The sequence below is a fragment of the Pseudomonas sp. IPO3749 genome, assembly GCF_013386605.1.
GTDB lineage: Bacteria > Pseudomonadota > Gammaproteobacteria > Pseudomonadales > Pseudomonadaceae > Aquipseudomonas > Aquipseudomonas azotoformans_A.
Window position 1 is genome coordinate 1 of sequence record NZ_JACARN010000019.1, and the last position, 24,966, is coordinate 24,966.

Genomic DNA, 24,966 nt, shown 5'->3' on the forward strand with positions numbered 1-24,966 from the left:
GCAAGCCCGCTCACCACAGCCACAACAAGCCCGCTCGCCACAGTAAAAGCCAGCCCCACGCTTTCCGGTTACTTGCCCGGCGTCAGGGTCAACCGGGTTTTCCCATACACCTTCTCGAAGTTCTGCGGCTGCATCGGGAAGCTCAGGTATTGCGCCTTAAGCGACGGGTCGATGCCATTGGCATAGTTCGGGCTGGCCGGGTTGCCGGACTGGCCGATGCCACCCTGGCCCATCATCGGCTCCACTTGGCCGAAGTCGACGATCATGCGCAGCGCCGGCACTTGGGTGGTGCGGAAGTCCTGGCCCCAGCTGTACGGCGCCGGGTTCAGGGTATTGTGGTCACCACCGGCGGCCAGCGGACCGCGAATCACCTGGCCGTTGGTGTTTTTCCAGGTGGTGGTGTGCAGCTTGCCCCACTGCCAGGCCTTGTGATCGGCGCCCAGCTGGCTGTCACCAGCCGTGATTGCGGCGGCCAGGCTACGGGCGAGGATCGCCGGTTTGTCTTCTTTCTGCGGGGTGCGCACGTCGTCCCAGAACGGGCTGTCTTCGCGGCCCAGCAAGTGGTCGGCCTGGGCGGCGTAGGACAGGTTGGCATTGCTGACAAACGCCTTCCAGCTGGCACTGTTTTCCGGGCCGAGTTCGTCGAGGAAGATCTGTTTGGTGCTTTCCTGCAGGAACAGTTCATAGATCGCCGCGTCGGCGGAGGTGGACACCAAACGGCCATCAAAGGCCATCAGGCGGCCCAGTGCTTCACGTGCCTTGGCCTGCTCAGCGGCTGGCAGCGCGTCAATCGCCTGCTTCAGCGGCTGGGCCATGCCTGGCGCCTGGAACATGGTCTTGAGCTTGGCGGCGAAGGTGGTGGTCTGGTCGTACTGCATGGCGATCACGCTGCGGCTGTCGTGCTTGCCGGCGTTGGCCAGTTGCGCCAGACGTTCGCTACGCTCCGGTGCATCCCAGGAGTTGGACAGCTGCATGCCATAACCACGCGGCGCGGTGCGTTGGTTGGCGGTGCCGATCCAGCCTTGGGCCGGGTCCTGGTCATACGGGTGCAGCATTGCGTCGGCGTAACCGTCCCAGTCAAATCGCGTGTCCCAGCCCGGCGACGGCAACAGGCCTTCGCCCTCGCGACGGTTGGGGAAGCGTCCGGTGACTTGCCAGCCAATGTTGCTGGCGTCGGCGAAGATCATGTTCAGCGCAATGGCGCGTATTTCGCGGGTGGCGTCCGAGGCCTTGCCGGCGTTTTTCGCACGGGAAAGGTCGAAGAACGCATCCAGGCTCTTGTCATCCTTGAAGTCGGCGGTTTGCAGCGCCAGGCCCAGGCCGGTGGTCAGCGCCTGGCTGCTGTTGAGCAGGGCGCCGTGGCGGGTTTCGTACACCACTTCGCGAATCGAGCGTTGGCCTTTGATGAAGAAGGTTTCGTTACGCACCCCGGCGGGTAACCATTTGCCGTTGTTCTCGTAGTACAACGCGCTGCCCTGGCGTCTGACTTTTTCCAGGAACAGGTCCTGGGTGTCGCCCTTGACCGTGCTCATGCTCCACGCGACGTTACCGTTGAAGCCGGACAACAGCGTCGGCAGGCCGGCAATAGAGGCGCCCACGGCCTGGTATTTTGGCGCACGGATCTGCACGTAGCTCCACGGCGACGGTGCTTGCGGCTGGGCGGCGAGGTCGCCGGCCAGCAGGCTTTTACCGCTGCGGCTGCGTTGCGGGCCGATGGCCCAGTTACTTGAGGTGGTCACTGCCAGCGAATTGAGGCTGCTCAGTTGCTGGCTGACCGCGTCCAGCCCGGCCAGGCCGGTGATCTGGCCCAGGTTCACGCCCTTGAGTTTCTCGGCCTCGGCCAACGGGATCGCTTCGTCCGGCGCACTAGGCGTGAGCCACGCGAGTTTGTCGACGCCGACTTTCTGCGCCAGCACCAGCGAGGCAATTTCTTCCTGCAGGTTGGCCGACTCGCTGAAATTCAGCAGGCAGAACAGCAGTGCCGAATCTTCCGGCTTCCAGTACTCGGGCTTGTAGCCGGTCTGGGCCAAGTCCGGCGGCAGCTTGTCGCGGTAGCGGAACAGGTAGGCGTTGACGCCACGCGCATACACTTCAAAGAAGCGCTTGAGGCGCGGGCTTGAGGCGTTGTACAGCTCGCCGGCGCTTTTTTTCAGGTTGACCGCGCGCATGAACCGGTCGACATCCAGCACCTCAGGCCCGGACATTTCTGCCAGGCGGCCCTGGGCCAGCAGGCGCAAGGTGACCATCTGGGTGATGCGGTCACTGGCGTGCACATAACCGAGGCTGAACAGCGCGTCATGGAAGGTGTTGCTTTCGATCAGCGGCATGCCCTGGGCATTGCGGCGCACAGAAACATTCTGTGCCAGGCCTTTGATCGGCTGCACGCCGGCGACCGGTGGCAGGGTGTCCTGGGTGCTCTGGAGCTGGCAACCGGCCAGGCTTAACGCACTGGCCACTGCCGCGGCAACGCCGAACCGGGGAAGAAAATGTGAGAGGGCTGGCGAGGCCATGGCAAAGCTCCTGCGGGGGTAGCGTCAGTAAAGGCGCTACGTTAGTGAGCGCGGCGAAACGACGCAAGCGGGAGTTTGGGTTAACCGTTAGATCTTGAGTCTTGCACAGAATAATGTGGGAGCGGGCTTGCTCGCGAAGGCAGAGTGTCAGTCACTGAATATGTCGACTGACAGATCGCCTTCGCGAGCAAGCCCGCTCCCACATTTGGATCGAGCAAGGCTTCAACTCAGGATTTAGGCGGGTTCACCTTCTGCACCAGCTCATACGCCCGGACTGTTGCCGGCCGTTCCTTGATGCTGTTGAACCAGCGATGCAGATGTGGGAAATCTTCCAGGCGCTGGCTCTGCCACTTGTGGGAAACAATCCACGGGTAGATGGCCATGTCGGCAATGCTGTAGGCCTCCCCTGCCACGAATGCACGGTCTGCCAAACGTCGGTCCAGCACGCCGTACAGGCGGGCGGTTTCGTCCACATAACGCTTGATCGCGTAGGGGATTTTTTCCGGTGCGAACTGGCTGAAGTGGTGATTCTGACCGGCCATCGGGCCCAGGCCGCCCATTTGCCAGAACAGCCATTGCAGCGCCTCCTGGCGACCGCGCAGGTCTTTTGGAAGGAACTCGCCGGTTTTTTCCGCGAGGTACAGCAGGATTGCACCGGATTCAAACAGCGAAATCGGCGCGCCGCCGTCGGTCGGGTTTTGATCGACGATGGCCGGAATGCGGTTGTTGGGAGCGATCTTCAGGAAGTCAGGCTTGAACTGGTCGCCCTGGCCGATGTTGATCGGATGCACCTTGTAGGGCAGGCCGGCTTCTTCCAGGAACAGCGATACTTTGTGACCGTTAGGGGTAGTCCAGTAATACAGGTCGATCATGAAGCTCTCCAAAAGTGGTGATGCTTGAGCGGATGCCTGTAGGTATAGGTAATGTTGGGTGTGCGAAAATTCAATGAAACATTTGCGCATACCCTTAGAAGCAAATCAAAAAGCGCCATCCACCAGCACCTGCAACGATTGCTGCGAACAGCGCTCGATGCGCGCCCGCACGCGATACACCTCGGCAAACAACAACGGGTTGAGCACCTCATCCGCCGCACCGCTGGCGTACAAACGTCCCTGGCGCAGCACGGCGATATGGTCGGCGAAGCGCGCAGCCAGGTTGATGTCGTGCAGCACCACCACGGCGATCAGGTTGTGTTCGCGCACCAGCCCGCGCACGCAGTCCATCACCTTCAGTTGGTAATTGAGGTCGAGTGCGCTGGTGGGTTCGTCCAGCAGCATCACCTGAGGACGACGGGCGATCAGTTGCGCGAGGCTGACCAGTTGGCGTTGGCCACCGGACAGTGTGCTTAACAGTTGATCGGCCAAATGCGCGATGCCAATGCGCTGCAAGGCGTCGAAGGCTTCACGCAGGCACGCATCGCTGGACAAGGGAATGCCCTCGACATTCGCCACGCGCAGGGCGGCGATCACACTTTCCATCACGCTGAGGCTCAAGCCCGGCGGCAGGTTCTGCGGCATGTAGGTCACGCGTCGCGCACGTTCGGCGACGGACATGGCCGACAGGTCGAGGTCACCCAATCGTACAACGCCTTGCATCTTTTCCAGCCCGGCCACGGCACGCAACAGGGTGGACTTGCCGGCGCCATTGGGGCCGATCAGGGCGGTCAAACTGCCATGGGGCAGGGTGGGCAGGCTCAGGTCGTGCACGATCTGCCGGCGCCCGTAACTCACCTGGGCGTTGTGTACGCTCAAACCTTCGCTCATAACTGCCTCCCGCGCTTGAACACCAGCACCACAAAAATCGGCACGCCCACCAACGCGGTGACGATACCCACCGGCACGATCACACCGGGCATGATCAACTTGCTGGCAATCGACGACAGCGCCAGCAGCAACGCGCCGGTCAAAGCGCTGGCCGGCAACAGGAAACGTTGATCTTCACCCACCAGGATCCGCGCGATATGCGGACCGACCAGGCCGATAAATCCGATGGTGCCTACAAAGGCCACGGCGGTGGCCGACAGCAGGCTGATGCGTAGCAATGAGAAAAACCGTAGCCGCTTCACATCCACGCCAAAGCTTTGTGCGCGGTCCTCACCCATGCGCAACAGGGTCAGGCGCGGTGCGGCGGCAAAGGAAAACGGTATGACGACCGCCACCACCAGGGCCAGGATGCCGAGCTTTTCCCAGTTGGCCCGGGTCACGCTGCCCAGGGTCCAGAACACCAGTTGTTGCAGCACATCTTCGGTGGCAACCAGTTGCAGCAAGGCCACCACCGCGTTGCAGCTGAACACTAGGGCGATGCCGAACAGCACCAGGCTTTCCACTCCGGCGCCCCGCAGGCGCGACATGGCTTGCAGCAAAAACACCGAGGCAGCGGCGAAGATGAAGGCCGAGATGGAAATCGCCGTGTTGGCCGACACCCACAGCGTCGTCACCGGAAACACAATCACCAGCGATGCGCCCAACGCTGCCGCCGACGACACGCCCAGGGTGAACGGGCTCGCCAGCGGGTTGTTCAGGATCGCCTGCATCTCGGCCCCGGCCAGCGACAACGCGCAGCCCACCAGCACCGCCATCAGCGCGTAGGGCAGGCGCACGTTCCAGATGATCACCTGGTCGGTGGCGCTCAGATGCGACGGGTGCACAATCCCGTCAAGCAGCGCCAGCAGGCCCATGCCCGACGGGCCGCTGGCCAGGTCCACCAGAATGGCGCAGACCAGTGCGGTGCCGAGCAGGCCCAGCAGCCAGGTACGCCGCGCCAGCAGGCGGCGGTAGCCGTGGGTGGCGCTGGCGAGGTCGAGTGTCTGGGTGGTCATTTAGGGGTGTCGATCCAGTACGCACCCTGCAACGGCATCCCCAGGAACTGCGCGTTGATCTGCTCCATGGTCGCGTGCGGATCCAGCTTGGCGAACAGTTCTGGGTGCACCCATTTGGCCAGTGACTCAATCGCCAGCAGGTTGTACGGCGAGTTGTAGAAGTCATGCCACAGGCCGTGGGCATTGCCTTCGCGGATGGCGCGAAGGTTGGCGAATTCCGGGCGTGCCAGCACGCGGTCGAAGGCTTCACGCGCCTCGTCGTTGCTGACGCCAGCCCCCAGGATCAGCCCAGGCTTGTGGTTGCCGGTGGCGACATAAATATCCGGATCCGCTTTCAGCGCGTACTCCACACTGATATCCCCCAGCGCCCCCGGCACCACGTCGGCGGCGATGTTGCGCCCGCCCACCAGCTTGATCACTTCACCCATGCCGCTTTTGCCGGTGGTGTGCCCCGGCGCCTGCCAGGCCCCGGCCAGCAGTTCGAGGAACACACTCGGGCGCGGCCCCGCCGGCAAAGTGGCGACCGCATCGGTGATGACTTTGAGGTGCTGGTCATAGAAATCCAGGAACCCCTTGGCCTGGGTTTCACGCCCCAACGCCTGGCCCAGCGCGGTCATGCTGGTGTGGGTGCCCTGCACCGGATTGATGCGGAAGTCGACGAACAGCACGGGGATGCCGGCCTTGGCCAGCACGTCGGCGACCGGGCTGTGTTCGGTGGGGCCGTGGCCGGAAATGCTGAACACCGCCAGGTCAGGTTTCAGCGAGAGGATTTCCTCGGCGCTGACGCTTTGTTCCGACGCTTGGCCGATCAGCGGGATGTCTTTCACCGTGGGAAATTTCGCCACGTAGGCGTTATAGGTGTGCTGGTCCAGCAGCTTCAAATCGTTCTGCCAGCCGACGATGCGTTGGAACGGCGCGTCTCGGTCCAGCAGGGCAAACGCCGAGATCAACCGGCCTTCTCCGAGGACCACGCGTTTTACGTTGTCAGCCACTTCGACCTTGCGGCCCAGCACGTCGGTGACTTCATGGGCGGCAGCGGTTTCAGCGTGGCCGAGGACCAGGGCGCCGAACAGCACACCCAGCTTGAGCAGGTGACGGGGTTTCAACATGGCAGGGACTCCAGGTGAAGGCGGCGCATCAGACATCGCTCCAGCGCCGCAACAGGTTGTGGTAGGCGCCGCTCAGTTGCAGCAGCGCGTGGTGGTCGGCGTCGTGGGCGGTGAGGGTCTGGATGGCGACGTCCATGTCCAAGAGCAACTGGCGCTGGCTGTCTTCGCGCACCAGGCTTTCGATCCAGAAGAAACTCGCGATGCGTTCACCGCGGGTCACTGGGTTGATCTTGTGCAAGCTGCTGCCGGGGTAGATCAGCAGGTGCCCGGCGGGCAGCTTCACTGCGTGCTCGCCGAAGGTGTCGCGGATCACCAGTTCACCGCCGTCGTAGCTGGCCGGGTCGGCCAGGAACAGCGTGGCGGAGATGTCGGTGCGCACCCGCTCGCGCACGCCCTTGATGCCGCGAATGGCGTTGTCGATATGCCAGTCGAACGCTTCACCGCCGCTGTAGCGGTTGAACAGCGGCGGGTAGATGCGCTTGGGCAAGGCGGCCGACATGAACAGCGCGTTGTCCGACAGCCGCGCCAGAATTTGCTCGCCGATGCGCAGGGCCACTGGCGACTCTTCCGACAACTGTCGGTTGTTTTTCGCCATGGCCGAGCGCTGTCCGGCGGTCACCTTGCCGTCAACCCAGGGCTGATCGAGCAAGGTGACCACGGTGGTTTCGACTTCGCTGGCGCTGAGCAGCGCCGGGATTTCGATCAGCACGCTTCAGAACTCATAGTCGACGCTGGCGGTGAGGGTGCGCCCGGCACCTGGGATGCCGTAGAGCTGGAAGCCGTCGAGGGATGCGCCGACCTGGCTGTAATAGAACTTGTTGAACACGTTGTTGAGGTTGAGGTTGACCGTGGTGTCCTTGTTCACCTTGTATTGCGCGGCCAGGTTGCTCAGCCAGTAGCCGGGGGCTTTTTCGTGGTCGCGGGTGTAGATCGCGTACACACCGGACGGGCCATTGGCGTAGCTGCTGTTGTTGTTCAAGCCGCCGACGTACTTGTTGTCGGTGTAGCGGCGTCGGCCCACGTATTGCTCGCCGTAGCTGAGGCTCAGGGCGTCGGTGACGGCATAGGTGGTCCACAGGTTGGCGGTCAGGTCGGGGACGTTCTTGGCTTCGGCGCCTTTGTTGATGCCTTTGGTCTGTGTGCTCTTGAGTGCCGAGAACCCGCTGTAGGCGGTCCAGCGCGGGGTGATATTGCCTTGCAGGCCAAGTTCGATGCCGTCTACACGCTTGGCGGGCAGGGCACGTACCGGGGCGGATTCGCCGTCCTGGTATTCCCAGGCATTGTCCAGTTCGGTACGGAAGATCGCCGCCGTGACGTTGAGCCTGTCGTGGGCAATGTCCCACTTGGTGCCCAGTTCATAGGTCTTGGACTTGGCCGGGCTGTAGTTGCTGGTGCTGGCCGCGCCGTAGATCTGGTTGTTGGTCGATGCGCCCAGTGCCGACGGCTGCGCCGCTTCGCTGTAGGACACGTAGATACTGCCGTTGGGCAGCGGTTTGAACACCGCGCCAACCCGACCGCTGACGGCACCGTCAGTGCTGCTGATGCTGGCCTGGCCACGCTGGCTGGTTTGTGCGCGCCAGTTGTCATAGCGCAACGAGCCCAGCACTTGCCACTGATCGTTGAGGGTGATGGTGTCGCCCAGATAGATCCCGGCGTTGTCGATCACCGAGCGCGGGTCGCCTTCGCCTTTGGTCACGTAGGTGCTAGCGAAGCTGTGGCTGGGGTCGTTCATGTCGAACAGCAGGTCGCCGGCCGGCACCTTGGCGTTGCGTTTCAGGCCGCCGTAGGTCTCGTGATAGAACTCCAGGCCGCTGACCACGGCGTGTTGCAGGCTGCCGGTGGTGAGGTTGAAATTGAAGTCGGTCTGGTTGTCGAGGATGGTGTAGCGCTTGGACAAACCGAAGTCACTGCCGCGCAGGATGCCGTAGGCGGTATTACTGTTATTTACATAATCGGTGTAGGCATTCACCGTGCTGCCCGGCACTTGGCTGATAGGTCCTACACCGGTGTAGCCCAAGGTCGCACAGCGGGTGCCGGTGCAGGTCTTCTGGCCGTTGGCGTTGGCGGCGAAGAATCGCGCCGGGGAGAGCACGGCAAAATTGTCGCTGCGTTCCCAACGGGTCTGGTTGCGCAGGTTGGCGTCATTCCAGTCGAAGTCATGCTCGAAGCGTGCGGTGAGCGAGGTGGTTTTGTTCTCTTGGGTGTAGAGGCTCGAGTCGCCGTACCAGTTGGAGCGCTTCACGCCGGGCATGCGGTCGCCATTCGTCCCACGCTGGATCGGCACGCCGCCGTCCGGGGTGTTGGTATCTTTCTGATAGAAAGTGTCGATGAAGAAGCGCGTGTCAGTACCCAGGCCGAAGCCGAACGAGGTGGCGATGCCCCAGCGGTCGTAGTCCACGTCGTCACGTTCGGCCACCTGGTTGTAGTGCTTCATCAGGTTGACGCGTACGGCGGTGGTGTCGTTGATCTGTTTATTCAGGTCAGCGGTGAGACGGCGGTAGGCATCGGTGCCGATACCGGCGGAGACGCGGTTGGCATCACCCAGGTGCGCTTCTTTACTCACCAGGTTGACGCTGCCACCCACGGCGGACACGCCGGACTCGATGGAGCCGGTGCCCTTGAACACTTCCGCCTGTTGCAGGTTGAAGGTGTCGGTACGGGTGGACATGCCCGCATCGCGCACGCCGTCGACGGTCAGGCTCTGCTCTGAAGAAAACCCGCGAATCGAAAACAGGTCGCCCCAGCCCAGGTTGCCCTCGCCGGACATGAAGGTAATGCCCGGCACGTTGCGCAACACTTCCTGCAGGGTCTGCGCGTTCTGCTCCTTGAGCACCTGCTGCGGCACGATGGTCACGCTTTGCGGGGCGTCCAGCAGCGGTTGGCTGATTTTTGCCGAGGTCACCCGGTCCACCTTGAAGGTGGAGGTGGCTTCGCCATCGACCTTGATTTCCGGCAGGCTCAGCACCGAGTCATTGGACGTGGCCGTTGGCGCGTCAGCCAAGGCAACCGGTACGACGCTGCCGGCAGCCAGCAGGCCGAACATCGGCGCCAGAGTAGTGTGCAGCGTGTGGCTGCGAGGTGTGGGCAATGACATGAGTGGCTTCCGAGTCTAAATTACAATTACTCTCATTTAGGTTCGGTAGTCTAAAGAGCGATTTCCCCTGCCATACCCCAGGTTTGTATCGCTGATGCGTGATTATGGTTTCCTACAACATTCCATTACATTTGCCTGCACGGCTGGCTGAACTTTCGGCTATTTGCTGCGTTTCATTGTTTTTCGGATTGACTGCCCATGGCCAAGCAAGACCACCTGCTGATCGTTGATGACGACCCGCAAATCCGCCAGTTGCTCTGCGACTACTTGAGCGACGCTGGCTTCCAGGTGTCCACCGCCGCCGACGGCAAGGAAATGCGCCGTCGCCTGGCGCTGAATGTCATTGACCTGATCGTCCTTGACCTGATGCTGCCAGGCGAAGACGGCCTGAGCTTGTGCCGCGAACTGCGGGTGAACTCCAACACGCCGGTGGTGATGCTCACGGCCAAAGGCTCGTTGATCGACCGCATCGTCGGCCTGGAAATCGGCGCGGACGATTACTTGCCCAAGCCGTTCGATCCGCGTGAACTGCTGGTGCGGATCAAGGTGGTGCTGCGCCGGGTGCAGAGCTTTCCCGACCGCGCGCGCCTGGATGAAGCGCCGAGCATCCGTTTTGCCGGCTGGCAGCTCGACACGCGGGCGCGACAATTGCTGTCGCCGGAGGGCGTGGTGGTCAGTCTGGGCAACTCGGATTACCGCGTGTTGCGCCTGTTGTTGCAGCACCCCAATCGCCCGTTGAGCCGCGACTTTTTGCTCAACCACGTGTTCGACAAAGACAGCACGCCGTTCGACCGTTCCATCGACGTGTGCGTCAGCCGCCTGCGCTCGCAACTGCCGGCCCATTTGATCAAGACCGTGCGCAACGAAGGCTACATGCTCACTGCCGACGACGTGGTGCTGGAATCGTGAGACTGCTGCCGCGTTCGCTGTTCGGGCGGTTGGTGCTGATTTTGGTCAGCGGCATGCTCGCGGCGCAGGCGCTGACCAGCAGCATCTGGTACGACCGACGTCATGGGCAGGTACTGGAAATCCCGGCGCGCTTGATCGCCACGCGCCTGGCGGACGTGGTGCGCCTGGTGCACAGCGACCCGCAACAGGCGGACCTGCTGATCAAGATGCTCGACACGCCGACCTTCCGCCTGACCCTCAGCGACCAGGCCAGTAATACGCCCAGCACGCTTCACGACAGCGACCGGCCCACCGAACGGTTGATCAAGAAGGTATTGTCGGAAAAAACCGGTTACGCCCAGACGCTGATCCTGTTGCGCCTGTCGCTGGTGGATGGCGAAGGGCAAACCGCCGGGCTGTCGACCCTGCTCGGTTCCAAGCCGGTGGTGGGGCAGTTTCTGATTGACCTGCGCCTGCCTGACGGCCGCTGGTTGCAGGTGGATGCCAGCGAAGAACAGGGTTGGACCAGCACTTCACCGCTGGACCTGCTGTTCGATTACGTCATGCGCATTTATTTGCTGCGGGTGCTGGTGCTGGTGTTGATCGCGTTGGTGGCGGTGCGCCTGGCGATCCGCCCGCTCAACGCGTTGGCCAAGGCGGCCGAAGCCCTGGGGCGGGATATCCAGCGTCCGCCGTTATCGGTGGACGGCCCCACCGAAGTACGCCGTGCTGCCCAGGCGTTCAATGCCATGCAACAGCGGCTGATCGCCAACATCGCCGAGCGCACGCGCTTTCTTGCGGCTATTTCCCACGACCTGCGTTCACCGATCACACGCCTGCGCCTGCGCACCGAAATGCTGGAAGACAACCGTACGAAGGAGCGTTTTCGCAGTGACTTGGAAGAAATGGAGCACATGGTCTCCAGCACCCTGGATTTTGTCAGCAGTGGCGAAATCAACGAGGCACGGCAGAACATCGATATCAACGCCTTGCTGCAAAGCTTGCAGGCGGATTTGCAAGATGTGGGCGAAAACGTGGTGATCGAAGGCCGGGCCAAACAGCCACTGCCGGGCTACGCCCGCAGCCTCAAGCGTTGTGTGCAGAACCTGCTGGAGAACGCGGTGCGCTATGGCAGTGAGGTGGTGGTGCGGGTCGAGGACCAGGCGGAGAGCTTGAAGATCGTCATCAGCGACCGGGGGCCGGGGATTCCCCAAGAACAGCTGGAGCAGGTGATGGAGCCGTTTTATCGGGTGGAAGGTTCACGCAATGCCGAGACCGGCGGGTATGGCTTGGGGTTGAGCATCGCTCACACCATCGCCAAGGCGCATGACGGCCGGCTGAGTTTGCGTAATCGCGAAGGTGGGGGGCTTGTGGTGGAGCTGCTTTTGTGGAGAGCCCGCTCACCACAGTAAGTGGGCTCCTCCGGGGTCAGGGCCTTACGCCCCGTGGCACTTCTTGAATTTCTTCTCGCTGCCGCATGGGCAAGGATCATTGCGACCCACGTCCTTCAAGGCGTTGCGCACTGGCTCCTGGTGAGCGTGGCCGCAGTTCGGGCCGTGGACATGGCCGTGGTCGTGATCATGGTGATCGTGATCGTGGTTGCAGTCAGGACCATGGACATGGGGTTGCTGAGTCATCGATGTCGCTCCGGAATAAAATCGCCGGGGATTATCTCGCCATTGTGGTTCACCTGCACGTCATAACCGATGAATAATCCGGTTTTCAGCTCACCTTCCAGGCGATACGGCACTGGCCGGTCAGGATTTTTCAGCATCTGCACCACATCGCGGATTTGCGGCCAGAGGTTGGTGCGCACCGACACCCGAAAAAACTTATGACTGCGCGGCGGTACGGTAAGCCATTCATTGGACTCGCCTTCGGTCAGCACAAAATCATCCAAGGTGACCTTGTAGATCAGGCCACGCACGGTCAGGTCGGCGTCGTCGCGGTTGTCCACGCGAAAGTACAGCTTGAATTTCTGCTCCAGCAACTTGGCGCGCACCACTTCGACTTTGACCAGGGAAACGTGGGGCGGCGGGGAGTCGTCTTCGAACCACGACGCGCAGCCGGTCAGGCCAAGGGTCAACGCCAGCATCAAGCTGTACATCCGGAGCATGGCGTTAATCCTTTGAGGGTTTAGAGGTAGCTGGAGCAGCACTTCTTGAATTTCTGCCCGCTGCCGCACAGGCAGGCATCGTTGCGTCCGGCCTTCACTTCCACCGTCGGGTCGATGAAGTACCAACGCCCGTCATTCTGTACGAAAGAAGACTGCTCGCGGTGGCTATGTTCGCCAGTGCTGTCATGCCAGCGCGCGGTGAAGGTCACGAAAGCGTGTTCCGGCTGGCCGCCGAACACCTCGGAGCTTTCCACCTCAAGGCCGAGCCAGGTGCTTTGGGCACTCCAGGCGGCGATGGCGTTACGGTCCAGACCGGCCTGTTGCGCGGGCAGGGTGGTGGCGACCAGGTAGTCCACCAGGCCCAGCACATAGGCGCTGTAGCGCGAGCGCATCAACGCGGTGGCGCAGGGTGCCGGATGGCCGGCGTGATAATGGCCGCAGCAGGCATCCAGCAGGTTGCCACTGCCGCAGGGGCAAATGGATGTACTCATCGGGTTACCACCAATACTTTCCGAAGTTTTCCGGGTTGGCCCAGAAGCGGGCGTTGAGCCAGTCCGGCACCTGTTTATAGTCAAGCAGATCATAGGTAAACAGCGTCAGAACCTGGTCGTCGCGCTGGAAGCGCTCGCCGGCCTGCAGGGCCAGGGAGAAGAAGTCGGTGTCCTTCCAGTCGCAGGCGCCCAGGTCCACCAGCACCGCGATGCGGCTGGCATTCAGGTTGCGGATGCCGCCGAGCAGGGTCAGGCCTTGCGGTTTTGACAGGTGCTCCAGGCAGTCCACCACCAGGGCCAGGTCAAACCGCTGTGCGGCAAGCTCCGCGGGCAACGCGCCGGGCTGCGCGAGGGACACTTGGGTATCCGGGTGGGCTTTTTGAAAAGCCTCCAGTGCCGGGAACTGGCTGGCGCCCAACAGCAACAGGCGTTTGGGCTGGTGCAGGTCGAGCAAGGCGGCCAAGGCTTGCTGGGGGGTACGGGCAGAAATACCGGCGATCATCAGAGATCCTCACATCAGGACCCTAGAGACTAGCGCGGCTGAGCGTGCGGGCCTAGAGCGGGCGGCCGAGAAAAGTCTTAAGAATGCGGCGATCCTCAATGAATACAGGGGCGCGGCGTAGTGGCGCAGATGAAAAGAGCGGTCTTTACTCCACCCATCGGCCCCCGCCGATCCCCTCAGGAGAAATCAGATGAGCATCATGCGGACAGCTCTACCCTTGGTTCTGCTAACCGGAGTATTGACAGGTTGCGCAGGTTTGCAAAAAACCGATTGGCCCACCTGCGCCGCCCTTGGCGGTGTGACCGGTGCGGCGATCGGTGCCACTGAAAGCTCGGCCTACGCGGGCGCTGGTGCGCTGCTGATCGGCGGCATGGCGGGCGCCTATTGCTGGGTGCACGGCGATGGCGACGAAGACGGCGATGGTGTGCCGGACAGCCGCGACAAGTGCCCAGGCACGCCAAAAGGCGTGCAGGTGGATGCCAATGGTTGCCCACCGGCACCGCCAGCGGCCGTGGTTGAGGAGGTGGTCGTGGTCAAGGAAGAAACCATCGTGATCCGCGATGTGCACTTCCAGTTCGACTCGGCCAAGCTGACGGCGGCGGACAAAACCAAGCTCGATACCGTCGCCACGCGCTTGAAACAGGAAGCCCCGAGCGCCCAGCTGCGGGTCAGTGGCCACACCGACAGCGTCGGTAAAGACGCCTACAACCAGAAACTTTCGGAAAAACGCGCCCATTCGGTCACGGACTACCTGATCGGTGCAGGCGTACCGCGCAGCAACTTTGTCTCGGTGACCGGCGCGGGCGAAAGCCATCCGGTCGCCGACAACAAAACCGCTGAAGGCCGCGCCTTGAACCGTCGTACGGAAATCCAGATCAACCGCTGACGGCCCTTGCCCCTGTGGGATCCACAGGGGCATTGCTGCCAATCCTCCCCCTTTATTAACTTTTTTGATCCTTCACTGGCAAAGCGCCTGCGGAAGTCGTTACTGTGCGTCCAAAGAAAAACTAGAAATAATTTTTAAAAGAATTCTGGGGAGCTCCACGATGCGTAAGGTTTTACTGCTGGCCCTGTTGGTCAGCCCTGTTGCCCTGGCTCAAAGCGTCAGTGTGGAAACCAACTCGTTGATGCGCCTGCCCAGCAGCACCAGCGTGTTGCAACTGGAGCGCTTGGATGTGGCGGATTACGGCACCTTGCTGATCCCCGCCACCATCAGCCAGGTCACGGTGGATGAACTGCACCTGGGCCGCGACGCGCGCATCGCCATCGTGCCCGGCAACACCGCGCTGCAATTGCAGGTGCGCCATGCGCAGTTGGACCACGGCAGCCAGATCACCTCGCGCGGCGCGCCCGGCACCCACGAAAAACCGGCCAAGGCCGGGCGTGACCTGACCTTGCGCATCAATTCCCTGGCAGCAGACGAACTTTCAGTCGACGCTCGCGGCGGCGCCGGTGCCCAAGGCTATGCCGGGCTGGACGGTGCCAATGGCGCGGACCCAGGTTGTACCTGGGGTTCGGCCGGTCGCGGTGCCAATGGTGACAACGGCGGTGATGGCTTGCCTGGCGCGTCCGGTGCGCAGGTGCGGGTCGAGTTGCCGCAGGACTTCCCGACGCAGCAGATCAAGGTCTGGGTGGACGGTGGTCCCGGCGGATTGGCCGGCACGGCGGGTAAGCCTGGCAAGGGTGGACAGTCCAAGGGCTGCCTGGTGTATCGCGCTGATGGCGGCGAAAAGGGCCGCCCAGGGTTGGAAGGGCAGCCGGGGCCGGCTGGGCCTGCGGGTACTGTGACTATTCAGCGGCTGTGAACCGTTTGGGCTGACGTCTTCGCGGGCTTGCCCGCGAAGAGGCCCTAAAGAACACCCTTAGAACATGGGTCGAGCCGAAGCAATCGCCACCACCACCAACCCCACGATCAAATTGATCCCCACCAACCGGCGGATCTGCCCCAGCACCGCAGCCCCCGCCGGCCAGTCCTCGGCCGCCACCGCCGTACGCAATTCCGGGAATTTCAGCGCCTGGATACGGATAAACAACGCCGTCATCACCAGGTACAACCCCATCATCACCTGCACATAACGCGGCGCTGTCTCAAAGCCGTTGAAGCGCAACTGCAGCAGGCCTATGCCGCTGATCGGCAAAATCGCCACCGCGACCCACACCCACACGAAAAAACGTTGAAACACATTCGCCCACAACCTGAGCCGGGCAGGGCCCTCAAGTGCCGCCACAGCGGCGGGGCGCAGGATCATCCAGGCGAAAAACATACCGCCGACCCATACCAGGGCGGCCAATACATGCAGGGTGTAAGCGAGGCTAAACGCGGTCATTGTGGTACTCCGTTCTGCGCGGGATTCATTAGCGGGGTATGATAGCCGCCGATCCGAACCACTGAAAATTTATCCAGCGTTTTTTGCGCCCGACTATCCATGATCAGCACTGAACTCAAAACCACGATCCAGGGCGCCTATTCGCGTTTTCTCGAAGCCAAGAGCTTGAAACCGCGCTACGGCCAACGCCTGATGATCGCCGAAGTGGCCAAGGTCCTCGGGGATATCGACACCGACGACGAAGGCCGCCGCGAGGGTGAGCCCGCGGTCGTGGCCGTCGAGGCCGGCACCGGTACCGGCAAGACCGTGGCCTACAGCCTGGCCGCGATCCCCACCGCCAAGGCCGCCGGCAAGCGCCTGGTGATCGCCACCGCCACCGTCGCCCTGCAGGAGCAGATCGTCTACAAAGACCTGCCCGACCTGATGCGCAACAGCGGCTTGAACTTCACCTTCGCCCTGGCCAAGGGCCGTGGCCGCTACATGTGCCTGTCCAAGCTCGACGTACTGCTACAGGAAGGCCACGCGCAAACCGCCACCGCGTCACTGTTCGAAGAAGAAGGCTTCAAGATCGAGGTGGATGAAGTCAGCCAGAAGCTGTTCACCAGCATGATCGAGAAACTCGCCGGCAATAAATGGGACGGCGACCGCGATAGCTGGCCCACCGCCCTGGAGGATGCCGACTGGGCGCGCCTGACCACCGACCACAGCCAGTGCACCAACCGTCATTGCCCCAATTTCGGCCAGTGCGCTTTCTACAAGGCCCGCGAAGGCATGGGCAAGGTTGATGTGATCGTCACCAACCACGACATGGTCCTGGCCGACCTGGCCCTGGGCGGCGGCGCCGTGCTGCCGGACCCGCGTGACACCCTCTACGTTTTCGACGAAGGCCATCACCTTCCCGACAAGGCCATCGGCCACTTTGCCCACTACACGCGCCTGCGTTCCACTGCCGACTGGCTGGAAACCACCGCGAAGAACCTCACCAAGTTGCTGGCCCAGCACCCGCTGCCCGGCGACCTGGGCAAGCTGATCGAACAGGTGCCGGAGCTGGCGCGGGAGATCAAGACCCAGCAGCAATTCATGTTCAGCGCCTGCGAGCAGGTGGCGGACTTCAAACCCGGTGAAGACGTCGAGGGCCGCGAGCGGCCGCGTCATCGGTTCGTCGGCGGTTTGATTCCCGAGCACATGCGCGAAATGGGCATTGAGCTGAAGAAGGGTTTCTCACGCCTGACCGATCTGTTCACCCGCCTCACCGACCTGCTCAAAGAGGGCATGGACGGCGAGGTCAATATCGGCATCGCCAGCAACCAGGCCGAGGAATGGTACCCACTGTTCGGCAGCCTGTTGTCCCGCTCCCAGGGCAACTGGGAGTTGTGGACGGCCTTCACCGTTGAAGACCCGGAAGACAACCCGCCGATGGCGCGTTGGCTGACCCTGTCGGAAAGCGGTGCGCTGTTCGACATCGAGGTCAACGCCAGCCCGATCCTGGCGGCGGAAATGCTGCGCCGCAACCTATGGAACGTGGCTTACGGCTGCCTGGTTACCTCGGCCACGCTGACCGCCCTGGGCACCTTCGACCGCTTCCGCATGCGCGCCGGCCTGCCGAAAAAGGCCGTCACTGCGGTGGTGCCGAGCCCGTTTCATCATGCCGATGCCGGCGTGTTGCGGGTGCCGGACCTCAAGGCCGACCCACGGGATGCGGCGGCTCACACCGCCGCAATCATCCGTGACCTGCCGGAACTGGTAGAAGGTTCACGCGGAACGCTGGTGCTGTTCTCGTCGCGCAAACAGATGCAGGACGTGTTCGACGGCCTCGACCGTGACTGGCGCAAGCAGGTGTTTATCCAGGGCAACCTGTCCAAGCAGGAAACCCTGAACAAACACAAGGCGCGGGTAGATGGCGGTGATTCCAGCGTGCTGTTCGGCCTGGCGAGCTTTGCCGAAGGGGTGGACTTGCCCGGCGCCTACTGTGAGCACGTGGTGATCGCCAAGATCCCGTTCTCGGTGCCGGATGATCCGGTCGAGGCGGCCTTGGCCGAATGGATCGAAGCACGGGGCGGTAACCCGTTCATGGAAATCTCGGTGCCGGATGCTTCCTTGAAGCTGGTCCAGGCCTGCGGTCGCTTGCTGCGTACCGAAGAAGACCGAGGCACCATCACCTTGCTCGACCGCCGTTTGGTCACCCAGCGCTATGGCAAGGCTATCCTTAATGCGTTGCCGCCGTTCAGGCGCGAAATTTCTTAAGCCACCGTGGGCGGATTCGCCCACTTCGTGGTCTATCTCACTGTATTTCATCAGGCCATTCATCGGCCGTCTGGGAGAACCTTGCTCGTATGATTCGCACGCTGCCCGCTCTTTTTGCCCTGCTGTTCGCTGCGCCCTTGCTGGCCGCGCCCGCCGGGCAACAGACCCTGTTCAATTTCGTCCGGCCTGCCGATGTGGTCAAGGTGGCGACCCAGGACGCCAGCCTGCCGCAGTACAACGCTGAACAGACCCCCGAAGGCGAAGTGCTACGCCGCATCACCTTCAACCCGGCTGCCGAACCCAGCCTGGTGCTCAGCCCACAGACGGGCGCCTGGGACTGGTCTCAGTCGGGGGCCATGAGCCTGCGCATCCAGAGTGCGATGGATTGGGCGCTGACGCTCTACGTGAAAGTGCAGAGCAGTGATGGCCGCACTCTGATCAGCCGCATCGACCTGCCGGCGGGCCCGGCGCAGACCCTGCTGGTGCCGTTGCAGGCCAACTCGCCGCTGAGCCAGGGCATGAAGGCCGGCCCGCCGATGCCGATCACCGTAGACGGCCAGCGCGTCTTGCTGGCCAGCAGCGCGGGTGAAATCGACCGTAGCCAGGTGGTTTCGGTGACGCTGTCGATGATCAAGCCCAACGCCGCCCAAAGCATCCTGCTGGAACGCTTTGGCGTGCAGGACAGCGAGCCGGTGTTGAAGGCCGCCTACAGCGAATTGGTGGATGCCTATGGTCAATCCACCCGTGCCCGCTGGCCGGAAAAGGTCAGCAGCGACGAACAGCTCAAGGCTGCCGCCGCCAAGGAGCAACAGCAGCTCCAGGGCTGGCTGGCCACGCGAGAGAAATCGTCACTGGATAAGTTCGGCGGTTGGAACAAAGGCCCGGCCTTCGACGCCAGCGGCTTTTTCCGCACCGAGAAGCGCGACGGGCGTTGGTACCTGGTGACGCCGGAGGGGCATCCGTTCTATTCGCTGGGCGTCAATACCGTGGCCCCGGACAACAACCAGACCTACGTGTCCGGCCGAGAATGGATGTTCGCGGCGCTGCCCAAGGCTGGCGAACCGTTCGACAAGTATTACGGCAGCGGCGACAACCGCACCGGCAACGGCGCAGGTGAAGGCCGCAGCTTTGGCGCCGGGCGCTGGTATGATTTCTACGGCGCCAACCTGCAACGCACCTACGGCGGTGACGGGTTTGACCAGAAGCGCTGGACCACTCACACCCTCGACCGCCTGCAAGCCTGGGGTTTCAACACTGTGGGCAACTGGAGCGACGACGATCTCGCCCGTGCCGATCGCGTACCCTACACCTTGCCGCTGTCGATCGTCGGCGACTACACCAGCATCAGCACCGGCACCGACTGGTGGGGCGGCATGCCCGACCCGTTCGACCCGCGTTTCGCCATGGCCACCGAGCGCGCCGTCGCTATCGCCGCCCGCGATCACCGCGATGATCCGTGGTTGATCGGCTTCTTTGCCGACAACGAGTTGGCCTGGGCCGGCCCAGGTGATGATCCGAAGTCTCGCTATGCCTTGGCCTACGGCACCTTGCGCATGACCACCGACGTTCCGGCCAAGCGCGCGTTCCTCAAGCAACTGCGTGACAAGTACCGTAACGAAGAGGGCCTGTCGAAAGCCTGGGGCATTGAATTGAAGGGCTGGGAGTTGATGGAAGACCCAGGCTTCGAACCGCCGATGCCCAACCCTGAGCACCCGGAGATCGAAGCGGACTTCAAATACTTCCAGAAGACCTTTGCCGATGCTTACTTCAAGACCATTTCCGACTCGCTGAAATGGCATGCGCCCAACCAGCTGCTGCTGGGCGGTCGTTTCGCCGTGAGCACGCCGGAAGCCGTGGCGTCCTGCGCTCAGTATTGCGATGTGCTGAGCTTCAACATGTACACCCTCAAGCCGCAGGACGGTTATGACTTCGCTGCCCTGCGTGCGCTGGATAAGCCGGTGCTGATCACCGAATTCAACTTCGGCTCGGCTGACCGTGGCCCGTTCTGGGGCGGTGTGACGCAGTTGGCCAAGGAAGAGGACCGCGGTGTGGCGTACGGCAACTTCCTCAAGCAGGCCATGGCTGAACCGTCGATTGTCGGCGTGCACTGGTTCCAATACCTGGATCAGCCGGCAACCGGGCGTCTGCTGGACGGCGAAAATGGCCACTTTGGCCTGGTGGGCATCACCGATGTGCCGTTCCAGGGTTTTGTCGACAGCGTGCGCAAAAGCAATCTGGCAGCGGTCGATCAACTGGGCAAGGAAGCGGAAAAGGCCAAGGCGGCGGGCGCCGTGCGTGAAAGCGAAGGCGGCAGGGCCGGGCACGAAGGCAAAGGCCCGGGGCAGGGCGCCGGGCATGCGGGCGGGCACTCAGGGAATGGTCATTGATTGAGGGCTGACGGGTTCACAAAACCCACCAGTACTGGAACAATGTCGGCCACTTTTTGCTGTGTTGTCCGAGGGTGTTCAGGTGCAGATCCAGGGTCATTACGAACTCCAGTTCGAAGCGGTACGGGAAGCCTTTGCCGCGTTGTTCGATGACCCGCAGGAGCGTGGTGCCGGGCTGTGTATCCAGATAGGCGGCGAAACCGTTGTCGACCTGTGGGCCGGCACCGCCGACAAGGACGGTGCCGAGGCCTGGCACAGTGACACCATCGTCAACCTGTTCTCCTGCACCAAGACCTTCACCGCCGTGACAGCCCTGCAATTGGTGGCCGAAGGCAAGTTGCAACTGGACGTACCCGTTGCCAACTACTGGCCGGAATTTGCGGCAGCGGGCAAAGAATCCATCACCCTGCGCCAGTTGCTCTGCCACCAGGCCGGGTTGCCGGCAATCCGCGAAATGCTGCCGACCGAGGCTTTGTACGACTGGCAACTGATGGTCGATACCTTGGCGGCCGAAGCCCCGTGGTGGACGCCCGGCCAAGGTCATGGCTACGAGGCGATCACCTACGGCTGGCTGGTGGGTGAATTGCTGCGTCGCGTCGATGGGCGTGGCCCGGGAGAATCCATCGTGGCGCGGGTTGCGCGGCCACTGGGGCTGGACTTCCATGTGGGCCTGGCGGATGAAGAGTTTTATCGCGTGGCACATATAGCGCGTAGCAAAGGCAATATGGGCGATGAAGCCGCACAACGTTTGCTGCAAGTAATGATGCGTGAACCCACGGCCATGACGACCCGTGCATTTGCCAATCCGCCGTCTATTCTGACCAGCACTAACAAACCTGAATGGCGCCGTATGCAGCAGCCAGCGGCAAATGGTCACGGTAATGCACGCAGCCTGGCGGGCTTTTATAGCGGCTTATTGGACGGTAGTTTGCTCGAAGCCGACATGCTCGAACAATTGACCCGTGAACACAGTATCGGGCCGGATAAAACATTATTGACCCAGACCCGTTTTGGCCTGGGTTGCATGTTGGACCAACCGCAGTTGCCCAATGCCACGTTCGGCCTTGGCCCGCGTGCATTCGGGCATCCCGGCGCAGGCGGCTCGGTCGGGTTTGCCGACCCTGAGCATGATGTAGCGTTTGGTTTCGTGACTAATACATTGGGCCCTTATGTACTTATGGACCCACGGGCACAGAAGTTGGTCGGAATATTGGCCGGTTGTCTGTAAACCCCTTGCTGTTTCACATTTTTTTGTTACAAAGGCAACTATAAGAAGGCGCTGAACGAAATGATGTAACTTTAATGTTCTCTAAGCGTCTGTTTAACGGGTCATCCAGACCCCCGTTTCTTTTCTCATTTTGTGGATATCTCATGTTATCGAACAAGTCCTTGGCACTGGCGCTATGCCTCACTATTACCGGCTGCGCACAAACTCCACAAAATGATGCCGAGGGCGGGCATTGGTGGTCATTTGGATCTGATAAGGCCGCCACCAAGGATGCAGTGACCCAAACCGATGCCAAGCCGGACGCTAAACCGGACGCCAAGCCCGCTGCCGGCGCCAAGCCTGCCGCCCCGGTAGTCGCCGCTGCCGCGCCCGCTCCAGCTGCCAAGGCTGACACCGGTTCCAGCTGGTGGCCGTTCTCTTCCAAGACTGCCGACGAAAAGGCCGCCGATGCCAAGGCCGACCTGAAAGCCGACCTAAAGGCCGCCGAGCCGGCGCCTGCCGTCGCCAAGACCGACAGCGAAACCCACTGGTGGTGGCCGTTCGAAAGCAAGCCCAAGCCACTGGCCAAGGTCGACGTGACCAACGTGCCGATGCCTGATCCAAAAATCACCCAGGCCTGGTTGGACGACTATGAGCCGCGCCTGCGCGCCGCCATCAAGGATAGCAACCTGCAACTGGAGCGTCGCGACAACGTACTCGTCGTGATTGCCCCGGTAGACGGCTCCTACAACCCGAAACGCCCGGCCATGCTTCTGCCGGTCACCCTCGGTCCGTTCACCCGTGTTGCCAAGGCTGTAGAAGCCGATCCCAAGACCGCCGTGCTGGTACTGGGCCACGTCGACGCAACGGGCACTGCCCCAGCCAGCCAGGCGCTGACCAAGGAACGTGCACAATCCATCGCGTCGATCTTCAGCCTCAGCGGCCTGAAGCAGGATCGTCTGATGCTGCGTGGCATGGGCGACCTGATGCCACGTGCCGCCAACGACAGCAACCAGGGCCGTGCCCTGAACCGTCGTATGGAAATCATGTTCACTCAGCGCACCACCATGCTGGCGCTGTTGAGCAAATACCAGTCGGGCAAGACCCCGCCTGTCGCCGAGATGGTTGCAGTGCAGGACGTTCCAGCACCTGCCCCAGCGGCCAAGGCTGCAGCTAAAAAGGCGCCAGCCGCCAAGAAAGCCGCCGCCAAGCCAGCCGCCAAAAAAGCTCCGGCCAAGCCAGCTGCCAAAAAGCCAGCGCCGGCCAAAGCCAAGGCCGCTGCACCGGCCAACGACCAGGCGAAAAACTGATCCGCTGAACCAGAAGGATAAAGTCGCATGACCCAGGCACTGGCCGATATGCGCCGTGACTACACACGGGATGGTTTGAGCGAGGCCCAGGCCCCGAGCGAGCCGTTTGCCTTGTTCCACCAGTGGTTTGCTGATGCGCTGAAAACCGAGCAGCCTCCGGTGGAAGCCAATGCCATGACCTTGGCCACGGTCGACCAGGACGGTCGCCCGCACTGTCGCATCCTGTTGCTCAAGGGCCTGGACGCGCAGGGCTTTACCTTCTTCACCAACTATCAGAGTGCCAAGGGCCAACAGCTCGCGGCGCGGCCGTTCGCGGCCATGACCTTCTTCTGGCCAACCCTTGAGCGCCAAGTGCGTATCGAGGGGCGGGTAGTCAAGGTCACGGCTGAAGAGTCGGACGCTTATTATCAGGTCCGCCCGCTCGGCAGCCGCCTGGGCGCCTGGGCGTCCCCGCAGAGCCAGGTCATTCGTGACCGCGAGGAACTGCACGACCTGCTCAAGGCCACCGAGCAGCGTTTCAGCGACACCCAGCCCGACTGCCCCGAGCATTGGGGTGGCTATCGATTGCTGCCGGAGCGCATCGAGTTCTGGCAAGGTCGCGCCAGTCGCCTGCATGACCGCCTGAACTATCGCCAGCAAGGGGCTGACTGGACGCGCGAGCGACTGGCGCCCTGAGCTGCACCTTTCGTCACTTCCCTTGAATGCAGACCGTCACCCCGAAGTCTCTATTACAGAGACTTCGGGCGTGCACTGCCGCGCCGAGTTCTCGGCGACCGTTGCGACTACAATCAATGTAATGCTCGAAGGTTGAATTACCGTTCGTCGATTTTTCTGGTGCGGGCAGTCTGTACTCAGGCTGAATGAAAGCAATTTTCTGCGGTGCTTGCCGTGACAGGCGGCAAGCTGCAGCGTTTAATGACCACCTGTCCTTTGGAGTTGATGCTATGCGTAAGTCCGTTTTACTGGTTGCCTGCTTTACCACCCTGTCGTTGCTGCTGGGTGGCTGCGCCTCGAGTCTGACCGGCGACTCGTACTCCCGTGACGAAGCGCGTCGTGTACAGACCGTGCGCATGGGCACCATCGAATCCCTGCGTCCTGTGAAGATCGAAGGCACCAAGACCCCAATCGGCGGCGCTGCCGGCGCAGTCATCGGCGGTGTTGGCGGCAGCGCCATCGGCGGTGGCCGTGGCAGCATCGTGACCGCCGTGATCGGCGCTGTTGCTGGCGGCCTGTTGGGTTCGGCCACCGAAGAAGGGCTGACTCGCACTCAAGGCGTGGAAATCACCGTTCGCGAAGACGACGGCAGCATGCGCGCCTACGTGCAGGCTGTGCAGGAGAATGAAATCTTCCGCATTGGTGACCGCGTGCGCATCATGACCGTTGATGGCACCAGCCGCGTTACTCGCTAAGCGCGGGTTGTAGAAACACAAAACCCCAACCGGGTGACTGGTTGGGGTTTTTGGTTTTCTGGGCGGGCATTTTTAGGTGGCGGCCGGGTTGAATGCAAAAACGCAGGCAATAAAAAACCGCCTTAGTAGGGCGGTTTTTTATTGCATATCCAACTAGCAGCTGGCGATGCGCCTCAAAGATGCATTGACCTGCAGCCCGATATTACCCCTGGTCATACTGTCATGCAAGGTTGGGAGATAGACCACGAGCGCAGTAAAAACTTGCAATAGATCTCACAAGAGTACTGGATATTTGATCACTGTTCGTCACACCTTCATTTGGGATATCCGTTAGGCTCTTCCCTGTTCTACGTTTGTTGCTTTTAGGTGAGCCGGGTACGCGCGCGAATTCTTGGACTGACCGCCACGGGCTAGTAATCCGTGCCGGATTCACGCGGAAAGCCCATCAACCCGGCCGCCTCAAAGATGCATTGACCTGCATCCAAAGGCCACGTGTTCCGGTAAGTGTGCTGGAGGTAGGCCCAACGTAAGGGGGCCGAGTATGTCGAAGTTTG

General features: G+C 61.9%; 22 protein-coding genes. 10 read left to right on the forward strand and 12 right to left on the reverse strand.

Annotation, left to right across the window (positions count from 1 at the left end):
• Positions 1-68: 68 nt before the first annotated feature.
• The 7 genes from HX812_RS09375 to HX812_RS09405 all read right to left on the reverse strand — a co-directional run bounded on the left by HX812_RS09375 (position 69) and on the right by HX812_RS09405 (position 9,531).
• Positions 69-2,510: a penicillin acylase family protein gene (locus HX812_RS09375; protein ID WP_038849500.1), complete on the reverse strand. Its 2,442-nt coding sequence runs from the start codon at positions 2,508-2,510 to the stop codon at positions 69-71.
• Between the two features lie 227 nt (positions 2,511-2,737).
• Positions 2,738-3,382, reverse strand: a complete 645-nt coding sequence (locus HX812_RS09380; protein WP_038849696.1) for a glutathione S-transferase N-terminal domain-containing protein — start codon at positions 3,380-3,382, stop codon at positions 2,738-2,740.
• 105 nt (positions 3,383-3,487) lie between these two features.
• Positions 3,488-4,273 (reverse strand): ABC transporter ATP-binding protein, encoded by a 786-nt coding sequence (locus HX812_RS09385; protein ID WP_038849698.1) that lies wholly within the window; start codon positions 4,271-4,273, stop codon positions 3,488-3,490.
• The gene (locus tag HX812_RS09390) at positions 4,270-5,328 is read right to left on the reverse strand and encodes an iron ABC transporter permease (protein WP_038849700.1); all 1,059 of its coding nucleotides are present in this window, start codon (positions 5,326-5,328) and stop codon (positions 4,270-4,272) included. The genes HX812_RS09385 and HX812_RS09390 overlap by 4 nt, the downstream gene beginning before the upstream one ends.
• Entirely contained in the window at positions 5,325-6,437 is a 1,113-nt protein-coding gene (locus HX812_RS09395; RefSeq protein WP_038849703.1) for an ABC transporter substrate-binding protein, read from the reverse strand. The genes HX812_RS09390 and HX812_RS09395 overlap by 4 nt, the downstream gene beginning before the upstream one ends.
• A gap of 28 nt (positions 6,438-6,465) precedes the next feature.
• The gene (locus tag HX812_RS09400; RefSeq protein WP_038849706.1) at positions 6,466-7,146 is read right to left on the reverse strand and encodes a Fe2+-dependent dioxygenase; all 681 of its coding nucleotides are present in this window, start codon (positions 7,144-7,146) and stop codon (positions 6,466-6,468) included.
• A 3-nt stretch (positions 7,147-7,149) separates the two neighbouring features.
• Complete coding sequence (locus HX812_RS09405) at positions 7,150-9,531, reverse strand: TonB-dependent siderophore receptor (protein ID WP_038849708.1); 2,382 nt, start codon at positions 9,529-9,531, stop codon at positions 7,150-7,152.
• Between the two features lie 198 nt (positions 9,532-9,729).
• On the opposite strand from HX812_RS09405, the gene HX812_RS09410 reads away from it, so the two are divergent.
• Both HX812_RS09410 and HX812_RS09415 read left to right on the forward strand, forming a co-directional pair.
• Positions 9,730-10,440 (forward strand): response regulator, encoded by a 711-nt coding sequence (locus HX812_RS09410; protein WP_038849710.1) that lies wholly within the window; start codon positions 9,730-9,732, stop codon positions 10,438-10,440.
• A complete protein-coding gene (locus HX812_RS09415) occupies positions 10,437-11,831 on the forward strand; it encodes an ATP-binding protein (RefSeq protein WP_038849712.1) in 1,395 nt (464 codons plus the stop codon). Before HX812_RS09410 ends, HX812_RS09415 begins: the two co-directional genes overlap by 4 nt.
• Positions 11,832-11,855: 24 nt before the next feature.
• Here HX812_RS09415 and HX812_RS09420 read toward each other — a convergent pair whose 3' ends face one another.
• From HX812_RS09420 to HX812_RS09435, 4 genes are read right to left on the reverse strand one after another with little or no spacing between them, the layout of a single operon-like run.
• Positions 11,856-12,056: an SEC-C metal-binding domain-containing protein gene (locus tag HX812_RS09420; protein ID WP_003189235.1), complete on the reverse strand. Its 201-nt coding sequence runs from the start codon at positions 12,054-12,056 to the stop codon at positions 11,856-11,858.
• Positions 12,053-12,535 (reverse strand): LEA type 2 family protein, encoded by a 483-nt coding sequence (locus HX812_RS09425; RefSeq protein WP_038849715.1) that lies wholly within the window; start codon positions 12,533-12,535, stop codon positions 12,053-12,055. The genes HX812_RS09420 and HX812_RS09425 overlap by 4 nt, the downstream gene beginning before the upstream one ends.
• A gap of 20 nt (positions 12,536-12,555) precedes the next feature.
• A complete protein-coding gene (locus HX812_RS09430) occupies positions 12,556-13,026 on the reverse strand; it encodes a YchJ family protein (RefSeq protein WP_033902756.1) in 471 nt (156 codons plus the stop codon).
• A 4-nt stretch (positions 13,027-13,030) separates the two neighbouring features.
• Complete coding sequence (locus HX812_RS09435) at positions 13,031-13,528, reverse strand: DUF6231 family protein (RefSeq protein WP_038849717.1); 498 nt, start codon at positions 13,526-13,528, stop codon at positions 13,031-13,033.
• 190 nt (positions 13,529-13,718) lie between these two features.
• Here HX812_RS09435 and HX812_RS09440 point away from each other — a divergent pair, with 190 nt between their 5' ends.
• Positions 13,719-14,414: an OmpA family protein gene (locus tag HX812_RS09440; protein WP_038849718.1), complete on the forward strand. Its 696-nt coding sequence runs from the start codon at positions 13,719-13,721 to the stop codon at positions 14,412-14,414.
• Positions 14,415-14,574: 160 nt separating this feature from the next.
• Positions 14,575-15,333, forward strand: a complete 759-nt coding sequence (locus tag HX812_RS09445; RefSeq protein ID WP_038849720.1) for a collagen-like triple helix repeat-containing protein — start codon at positions 14,575-14,577, stop codon at positions 15,331-15,333.
• A 57-nt stretch (positions 15,334-15,390) separates the two neighbouring features.
• Here the strand turns inward: HX812_RS09445 and HX812_RS09450 are convergent, their stop codons facing one another.
• On the reverse strand, positions 15,391-15,855 hold the full coding sequence (locus tag HX812_RS09450; RefSeq protein WP_038849723.1) for a CopD family protein: 465 nt from the start codon (positions 15,853-15,855) through the stop codon (positions 15,391-15,393).
• A 99-nt stretch (positions 15,856-15,954) separates the two neighbouring features.
• Here HX812_RS09450 and dinG point away from each other — a divergent pair, with 99 nt between their 5' ends.
• The 6 genes from dinG to HX812_RS09480 all read left to right on the forward strand — a co-directional run bounded on the left by dinG (position 15,955) and on the right by HX812_RS09480 (position 24,412).
• Positions 15,955-18,099 carry an ATP-dependent DNA helicase DinG gene (gene dinG, locus HX812_RS09455; RefSeq protein WP_038849724.1) on the forward strand — a complete coding sequence of 715 codons (2,145 nt, stop codon included), beginning with the start codon at positions 15,955-15,957 and terminating at the stop codon, positions 18,097-18,099.
• A gap of 89 nt (positions 18,100-18,188) precedes the next feature.
• Positions 18,189-20,486 (forward strand): beta-galactosidase, encoded by a 2,298-nt coding sequence (locus HX812_RS09460; RefSeq protein ID WP_038849725.1) that lies wholly within the window; start codon positions 18,189-18,191, stop codon positions 20,484-20,486.
• Between the two features lie 82 nt (positions 20,487-20,568).
• Positions 20,569-21,714, forward strand: coding sequence for an EstA family serine hydrolase (locus tag HX812_RS09465; RefSeq protein WP_038849834.1), 1,146 nt, complete (start codon positions 20,569-20,571; stop codon positions 21,712-21,714).
• A gap of 143 nt (positions 21,715-21,857) precedes the next feature.
• Positions 21,858-23,003, forward strand: a complete 1,146-nt coding sequence (locus tag HX812_RS09470; protein WP_080642430.1) for an OmpA family protein — start codon at positions 21,858-21,860, stop codon at positions 23,001-23,003.
• Positions 23,004-23,030: 27 nt separating this feature from the next.
• On the forward strand, positions 23,031-23,678 hold the full coding sequence (gene pdxH / locus HX812_RS09475) for a pyridoxamine 5'-phosphate oxidase (protein ID WP_038849730.1): 648 nt from the start codon (positions 23,031-23,033) through the stop codon (positions 23,676-23,678).
• 269 nt (positions 23,679-23,947) lie between these two features.
• Positions 23,948-24,412: a glycine zipper 2TM domain-containing protein gene (locus HX812_RS09480; protein WP_003189251.1), complete on the forward strand. Its 465-nt coding sequence runs from the start codon at positions 23,948-23,950 to the stop codon at positions 24,410-24,412.
• The last annotated feature ends 554 nt before the right edge of the window (positions 24,413-24,966 follow it).

Excerpts from the sequence above, each read along its gene's own strand:
- pdxH (WP_038849730.1), top strand. The coding sequence starts at position 23,031 with ATGACCCAGGCACTGGCCGATATGCGCCGTGACTACACACGGGATGGT.
- HX812_RS09460 (WP_038849725.1), top strand. The coding sequence starts at position 18,189 with ATGATTCGCACGCTGCCCGCTCTTTTTGCCCTGCTGTTCGCTGCGCCC.
- HX812_RS09395 (WP_038849703.1), bottom strand. The coding sequence starts at position 6,437 with ATGTTGAAACCCCGTCACCTGCTCAAGCTGGGTGTGCTGTTCGGCGCC.
- HX812_RS09380 (WP_038849696.1), bottom strand. The coding sequence starts at position 3,382 with ATGATCGACCTGTATTACTGGACTACCCCTAACGGTCACAAAGTATCG.
- HX812_RS09375 (WP_038849500.1), bottom strand. The coding sequence starts at position 2,510 with ATGGCCTCGCCAGCCCTCTCACATTTTCTTCCCCGGTTCGGCGTTGCC.
- HX812_RS09480 (WP_003189251.1), top strand. The coding sequence starts at position 23,948 with ATGCGTAAGTCCGTTTTACTGGTTGCCTGCTTTACCACCCTGTCGTTG.
- dinG (WP_038849724.1), top strand. The coding sequence starts at position 15,955 with ATGATCAGCACTGAACTCAAAACCACGATCCAGGGCGCCTATTCGCGT.
- HX812_RS09470 (WP_080642430.1), top strand. The coding sequence starts at position 21,858 with ATGTTATCGAACAAGTCCTTGGCACTGGCGCTATGCCTCACTATTACC.
- HX812_RS09430 (WP_033902756.1), bottom strand. The coding sequence starts at position 13,026 with ATGAGTACATCCATTTGCCCCTGCGGCAGTGGCAACCTGCTGGATGCC.
- HX812_RS09445 (WP_038849720.1), top strand. The coding sequence starts at position 14,575 with ATGCGTAAGGTTTTACTGCTGGCCCTGTTGGTCAGCCCTGTTGCCCTG.
- HX812_RS09440 (WP_038849718.1), top strand. The coding sequence starts at position 13,719 with ATGAGCATCATGCGGACAGCTCTACCCTTGGTTCTGCTAACCGGAGTA.
- HX812_RS09390 (WP_038849700.1), bottom strand. The coding sequence starts at position 5,328 with ATGACCACCCAGACACTCGACCTCGCCAGCGCCACCCACGGCTACCGC.
- HX812_RS09425 (WP_038849715.1), bottom strand. The coding sequence starts at position 12,535 with ATGCTCCGGATGTACAGCTTGATGCTGGCGTTGACCCTTGGCCTGACC.
- HX812_RS09410 (WP_038849710.1), top strand. The coding sequence starts at position 9,730 with ATGGCCAAGCAAGACCACCTGCTGATCGTTGATGACGACCCGCAAATC.
- HX812_RS09385 (WP_038849698.1), bottom strand. The coding sequence starts at position 4,273 with ATGAGCGAAGGTTTGAGCGTACACAACGCCCAGGTGAGTTACGGGCGC.
- HX812_RS09405 (WP_038849708.1), bottom strand. The coding sequence starts at position 9,531 with ATGTCATTGCCCACACCTCGCAGCCACACGCTGCACACTACTCTGGCG.
- HX812_RS09420 (WP_003189235.1), bottom strand. The coding sequence starts at position 12,056 with ATGACTCAGCAACCCCATGTCCATGGTCCTGACTGCAACCACGATCAC.
- HX812_RS09435 (WP_038849717.1), bottom strand. The coding sequence starts at position 13,528 with ATGATCGCCGGTATTTCTGCCCGTACCCCCCAGCAAGCCTTGGCCGCC.
- HX812_RS09450 (WP_038849723.1), bottom strand. The coding sequence starts at position 15,855 with ATGACCGCGTTTAGCCTCGCTTACACCCTGCATGTATTGGCCGCCCTG.